The sequence below is a fragment of the Pseudomonas sp. NPDC088429 genome, from assembly GCF_044753305.1.
Classification (GTDB): domain Bacteria; phylum Pseudomonadota; class Gammaproteobacteria; order Pseudomonadales; family Pseudomonadaceae; genus Aquipseudomonas; species Aquipseudomonas rustica.
Window position 1 is genome coordinate 25305 of record NZ_JBIVMX010000066.1, and the last position, 6064, is coordinate 31368.

The 6064-nt window shown below is 59.4% G+C and carries 4 protein-coding genes and 1 pseudogene; 1 reads left to right on the top strand and 4 read right to left on the bottom strand.

Annotated features, from left to right (window positions below):
- Window positions 1-93: 93 nt before the first annotated feature.
- A complete protein-coding gene (gene betB, locus ACIP66_RS23990) occupies window positions 94-1566 on the bottom strand; it encodes a betaine-aldehyde dehydrogenase (protein WP_159814756.1) in 1473 nt (490 codons plus the stop codon).
- 88 nt (window positions 1567-1654) lie between these two features.
- On the bottom strand, window positions 1655-2248 hold the full coding sequence (gene betI / locus ACIP66_RS23995) for a transcriptional regulator BetI (protein ID WP_053124587.1): 594 nt from the start codon (window positions 2246-2248) through the stop codon (window positions 1655-1657).
- A 323-nt stretch (window positions 2249-2571) separates the two neighbouring features.
- Between betI and betT the strand changes: the two genes are divergently transcribed.
- A complete protein-coding gene (gene betT / locus ACIP66_RS24000) occupies window positions 2572-4569 on the top strand; it encodes a choline BCCT transporter BetT (RefSeq protein WP_053124585.1) in 1998 nt (665 codons plus the stop codon).
- Window positions 4570-4759: 190 nt separating this feature from the next.
- Here the strand turns inward: betT and choV are convergent, their stop codons facing one another.
- Both choV and ACIP66_RS24010 read right to left on the bottom strand, forming a co-directional pair.
- Window positions 4760-5938 carry a choline ABC transporter ATP-binding protein gene (gene choV, locus ACIP66_RS24005; RefSeq protein WP_053124583.1) on the bottom strand — a complete coding sequence of 393 codons (1179 nt, stop codon included), beginning with the start codon at window positions 5936-5938 and terminating at the stop codon, window positions 4760-4762.
- Window positions 5935-6064, bottom strand: a pseudogene (locus ACIP66_RS24010) (choline ABC transporter permease subunit); the annotation flags it as partial. The pseudogene ACIP66_RS24010 and the gene choV, both read right to left, overlap by 4 nt.

The following is a 6064-nucleotide window of genomic DNA, read 5'->3' on the forward strand; positions in this document are numbered from 1 at the left end:
GCCGGGAGGGGGCTGCTTTGCAGCCCAGCGGGGCGGTGCGACGTTTCGCTGAATCCCCTCGCCACAAAGGCCCCATCCAGACTCTGCGTCAGATCAGAACACCGAAACGTAATCGCCCAGCTCGACCTGTACCGATTTGATGCGGGTGAAGTTGTTCAGCGAGCTGATGCCGTTTTCACGGCCAACACCCGACTGCTTGTAGCCGCCGACCGGCATTTTTGCGTCGGACTCGCCCCAGGCGTTGATCCAGCAGATACCCGCTTCCAGTTGATGAATCACGCGGTGCGCGCGGTTCAGGTCTTTGGTGACGATACCGGCGGCCAGGCCGAAGTCGGTGTCGTTGGCGCGGCGGATCACTTCTTCTTCGGTCTCGTAAGACAGGATCGCCATCACCGGGCCAAAGATTTCTTCACGAACGATGGTCATGTCGTCGGTGCAGTCGGTGAACACGGTCGGCGCGACGAATGCGCCTTTGGCGAATTCGCCGTCGGTCAGACGCTCGCCGCCGCACAGTACGCGAGCGCCTTGCTCTTTACCCTTGGCGATGTAGCCGAGCACGCTTTCCATGTGCGCGAAGCTGACCAGCGGGCCGAAGTTGGTGTTCTCGTCTTCCGGGTTGCCGATGCGGATGCGTGCAACGCGTTCAACGATCTTGGCTTCGAAAGCGGCTTTCAGGTGCGCCGGAACGAACACGCGAGTGCCGTTGGTGCAGACCTGACCGGAGCTGTAGAAGTTGGCCATCATGGCGGTGTCGGCAGCGCGATCGAGATCGGCGTCGTCGCAGATGATCAGCGGGGACTTGCCGCCCAGTTCCATGGTCACGTCTTTCAGCGACGAAGCCGAAGCGCTGGCCATTACTTTCTTGCCAGTGTCGGTGCCGCCGGTGAAGGAGATTTTTTCGATGCGCGGGTGCTCGGTCAGCCAGGTGCCGACTTCACGGCCGCTGCCGGTCAGGACGTTGAACACGCCGTTTGGCAGACCGGCTTCGGTGAAGATCTCGGCCAGCTTCAGAGTGGTCAGCGAGGTGACTTCGCTTGGCTTGAAGATCATCGCGTTACCGGCAGCCAGGGCTGGCGCGGATTTCCACAGCGCGATCTGGATCGGGTAGTTCCACGCGCCGATACCGGCGACAACGCCCAGCGGCTCGCGACGGGTGTAGACGAAAGAAGTGTCGCGCAGTGGAATCTGCTCGCCTTCGATCGCCGGCACCAGGCCTGCGTAGTATTCCAGCACGTCAGCGCCGGTAACGATGTCGACGTACTTGGTTTCGGAGAAGGATTTACCGGTGTCCAGGGTTTCCAGCGCGGCCAGTTCATCGTTGCGCTCGCGCAGGATGTCGACGGCACGGCGCAGGATGCGCGAACGCTCCATGGCGGTCATCGCGGCCCAGATTTTCTGGCCCTTTTCAGCGGCGACTACAGCGCGCTCGACGTCTTCCTTGGTCGCACGTTGCACCTGTGCGAGGACTTCACCGTTAGCCGGGTTGATGGCTTCGAAGGTGGCATCGCTGCCGGCGTCCGAGTACGCGCCATCGATGTAAAGTTTTTGCAGTTCGAAACGGGCCATAGTGTCCTCGCAAGTGCATTAGTGGTTGGCGTTGACCACCGCGGTGAGGCTGCGGTGGCAGTGAGGGGCCGAGCGTTTTCTGTGTGCTCTAGCTCACCTTCTTGGCCAATTGGAAATCCATGTATTCGTAAGCGATCTGTTGCGCCTGCGCCGTGTCGAAAGCGTCTCCCGACAGCGCGCCGCGCAACCACAAACCGTCAATCAACGCTGCCAGGCCACGCGCTGCGGTGCGCGCATCTTCGAGCGGCAACACACGGCGGAACTCGCAGCACAGGTTGGAATACAGACGGTGATCGTTGATCCGCTGCAACCTGTGCAAAGACGGCTGGTGCATGCTGGTGGCCCAAAAGGCCAGCCAGGTTTTCATTGCCGGGCCATTGACCTGGCTGGCGTCGAAGTTGCCTTCGATGATCACCTGCAGATGCGCCCGTGGGCTGTCATCTGCCAGCGCTTGGCGGCGCAGGGTGACGTTCTCGCTGAGGACGCTCATCAGATACCGCATCGTGGCGGCAATCAGGCCGTTCTTGTCCTGAAAGTAATGACTGATGATGCCATTCGAGACACCGGCCAAACGGGCGATCAGCGCAATGCTGGCGTCCCCCATTCCGACCTGATCGACCGCCTGCAAAGTGGCTTCGATCAGTTGTTGGCGGCGGATGGGTTGCATACCGACCTTGGGCATCTTGCACATCTCCTTAGGCCTTCCGAGGGGCGATCAACGCTCATCGGATTGAGGGCCAGTCTATTTTGTTTTGATTGAACGTTCAATCAACAAAGAATAAGATCTGCGACAAATCGTCGCTGCTTACAGATTTTTCCCACATGTGAATGGCGCAAAAACTGACATCCAAAACCGCTCGAACCCTATACGCCACGGCGCTCTCAGGGTTCGGGCTTTTTTCGGGGTGTCTTTATATCACCCGTCGGTCGGCTGCCAACTAACCGATTAGTCGGGTGCCGTGTTGCCTTGTGTTCTTCTCTCGCACTGCCTGGAGCATTTGTGCCATGAGTTCTGCCTCGCTAATAAAGACCCCGCCCGAGAAGGTGACGGTCAACGGTTGGGTGTTTTACACCTCTACCGCGCTGATTCTGTTGTTGACCGCCATTCTGATTATCGCCCCGCAAGAGGCCGGCAGACTGTTGGGTATCGCTCAGGCCTGGTTGTCGCGCAGCTTCGGCTGGTACTACATGGTGGTGATCGCCGCCTATCTGGTCTTTGTCGTCGGTCTGGCGTTTTCCTCGTACGGCAAACTCAAACTGGGCAGCAAGGACGACACCCCGGATTTCAGTTACGGCGCCTGGGCGGGGATGCTGTTCTCGTCGGGTATCGGTATTTCGCTGCTGTACTTCGGCGCGTCCGAGCCGCTGGATCACTACTTCAATCCGCCGGAAGGCGCTTCGGCCACCAACATGGCCGCGCGTCAGGCGGTGCAACTGACGTTCCTGCACTGGGGCCTGCACGGCTGGGCGATCTACGCACTGGTCGGTCTGGCCGTGGCGTACTTTGCTTACCGTCATAACCAGCCGCTGGCGTTGCGTTCGGCGCTGTATCCGCTGGTCGGCGAGCGTTGGGTCAAAGGCGCGGCCGGTCATGCGGTGGACGGCTTCGGCATGTTCGTAACGCTGCTGGGTCTGGTGACGAACCTGGGGATTGGTTCGCTGCAAGTGTCGTCGGGCCTGGAAAACCTGTTCGGCATGGAACACAGCAACACCAACCTGCTGATCGTGATCATCGTGATGAGTACCGTAGCGACCATCGCTGCCGTGTCCGGCGTGGAAAACGGCATTCGTCGTCTGTCCAACCTGAACATCGTGCTGTTCAGCGGTCTGCTGATTTTCGTGCTGTTGTTCGGCCCGACCTTGCACCTGCTCAACGGCTTCGTGCAGAACATCGGCGATTACCTCAACGGCATCGTGCTGAAAACTTTCGACCTCTACGTGTACGAAGGCAGCGCCGAAAAAACCGAACGCTGGATGGGCCTGTGGACTCTGTTCTACTGGGCCTGGTGGATTTCCTGGGCGCCATTCGTCGGCATGTTCATCGCGCGTATTTCCCGTGGTCGCACCGTGCGTGAACTGGTGGCTGGCGTACTGCTGATTCCGCTGGGCTTCACTTTGGCCTGGCTGTCGATCTTCGGTAACTCGGCGCTGGATCTGGTGATCAACCAAGGGGCGGTGGAGCTCGGCAAGACGGCGCTGGAACAGCCGTCGATGGCGATCTACCAAATGCTTGAGCATTACCCGGCGTCGAAAATCGTCATCGGTGTATCGATTTTTGTTGGCTTCGTGCTGTTCCTGACCCCGGCCGATTCTGGCGCGGTGATGATGGCGAATCTGTCCTGCAAGGGCGGCAACGTTGATGAAGATGCGCCGCACTGGCTGCGGATTTTCTGGTCGGCCGTGATCACCCTGGTGACCATCGGCCTGCTGTTCGCCGGTAACTTCGAAGCCATGCAAACCATGGTGGTGCTGGCCGGTCTGCCGTTCTCGGTGGTGTTGGTGTTCTTCATGTTCGGCCTGCACAAGGCGATGCGCCAGGACGTGCAGATCGAACAGGAGCAAGCGCAACTGGCGGAGCGCGGTCGTCGCGGTTTCAGCGAGCGTCTGACGCAACTGGATCTGCAGCCAAGCCAATCGGTGGTGCAGCGTTTCATGGACAAACAAGTCAGCCCGGCGCTGGAAGACGCCACCGCGCAGATGCGTGCGCAGGGTCTGACAGTGCAGACGCTGCTGGGTAAATCCAAGCGTTGCATGGGCGTGCGCGTCGAGATGGAAGAGGGCAACCCTTTCGTTTACGAAGTCAGCCTGGACGGTTATCTGGCGACGCCGACTGAATCGGCGCAGTCCGACGAAGCACGCCAGCGTTACTACCGTGCTGAAGTGTATTTGCACAACGGCAGCCAGGATTACGACCTGATGGGCTTCACGCAGGATCAGATCACGCGGGATGTGCTCGATCAGTTTGAAAGCCATCGGCAGCTCCTTGGCCGGGTGTATAGCTAAACCGCTAAAACAAAAGGGGCTCGATTGAGCCCCTTTTGCATGATCGTTCCCACGCTCCGCGTGGGAATGCATCAATGGACGCTCCGCGTCCGCTGTTGTGGGACGCGGAGCGTCCCGGGCTGCATTCCCACGCTGAGCGTGGGAACGATCACGCCGCGATCCTCTCGCGGCGTTTTTGTCTCCGGGGTTCTTACCCCAGGTTCTTGCCCAGCAACGCGTGATACAACTCGCTGTCGCCCAGGATCCCCACCACATGATTGTTATCGTGCAGCACCAGTTTGTTGCCGGTCTGATAACGAATCTGCAACGCGTCACGCATGCCGATGTTCGAATCCACCAACGTCGGCTTACGCTCCAGCCCTTCCACCGCTTGCCCCGGTGCCCAGTTCTGCAAATTCAGCACCGAACCATTCTGCCGCGCACCCTTGATGGTGTTGCCCTCAGCCAGATCCAGCCACGAATCGCCGCCCGGATCCAGACACACCGAACCATTGATGCGTTTGCAGTTGTCCAGCGTGCGCATCAGGCTGCGGCCGCACAGCACGTTGAGCGGATTGGTGTGCGCCACGAATGTCCGCACATAGTCGTCCGCCGGGTTGAGCACGATCTCTTCCGGCACGCTGTACTGAATGATCCGGCCGTCTTTCATGATCGCGATACGGCTGCCGAGTTTCAGTGCTTCATCAAGGTCGTGACTCACGAACACAATGGTCTTGCTCAGCTTGCGTTGCAGCTCCAACAACTCATCTTGCAGACCCTGACGGATCAACGGGTCGAGTGCCGAGAACGGTTCGTCCATCAGCAAAATATCGGCGTCCATCGCCAGCGCCCGCGCCAGACCAACGCGTTGCTGCATACCGCCAGAGAGTTCGTCAGGCTTCTTGTTGCGCCATTGCGTCAGGCCGACCAGTTCGAGTTTGTCGTCGACCAGTTTGCGCCGTTCTTTCTCCGGACGGCCCTGCATTTCCAGACCGAAACTGATGTTTTCGCGCACCGTCAGCCACGGCATCAGCGCGAACTTCTGGAAGACCATGGCGATGCGTTGGGTGCGCATCATTTTCAGCTCGGCCGGGGTGCAGGAAGCGATGTCGATCTGCTTGCCTTCATGCTCGACGAACAGCTTGCCACGGCTCACGGTGTTGAGGCCGTTGATGCAGCGCAGCAGGCTCGACTTGCCCGAACCGGACAGGCCCATCAGCACGCAGATTTCGCCCTTGTTGACGTCCAGCGTGGCTTTTTCCACGCCGACGATCTGCCCGGTTTTCTTCAGGATCTCGTTGCGGGTCATGCCCTGATCGAGCAGCTTGAGCGCCTCGCGTGGATCCTTGGAGAAGATTACGTCTACGTCTTCGAAGCGAATTATGCTCATGCGTCACCCCCTACTTTGGCGTCGGGTTGTTTGCAGATACGGTCGAGCATGATCGCCAGCAGTACGATCGCCAGGCCTGCTTCGAAGCCCAGGGCGATATCAGCAGTGTTCAGTGCGTTGAACACC

Bases quoted from the DNA above. Each gene is read 5' to 3' on its own strand.
- betB (WP_159814756.1), bottom strand. From the start codon at position 1,566: ATGGCCCGTTTCGAACTGCAAAAACTTTACATCGATGGCGCGTACTCG.
- betI (WP_053124587.1), bottom strand. From the start codon at position 2,248: ATGCCCAAGGTCGGTATGCAACCCATCCGCCGCCAACAACTGATCGAA.
- betT (WP_053124585.1), top strand. From the start codon at position 2,572: ATGAGTTCTGCCTCGCTAATAAAGACCCCGCCCGAGAAGGTGACGGTC.
- choV (WP_053124583.1), bottom strand. From the start codon at position 5,938: ATGAGCATAATTCGCTTCGAAGACGTAGACGTAATCTTCTCCAAGGAT.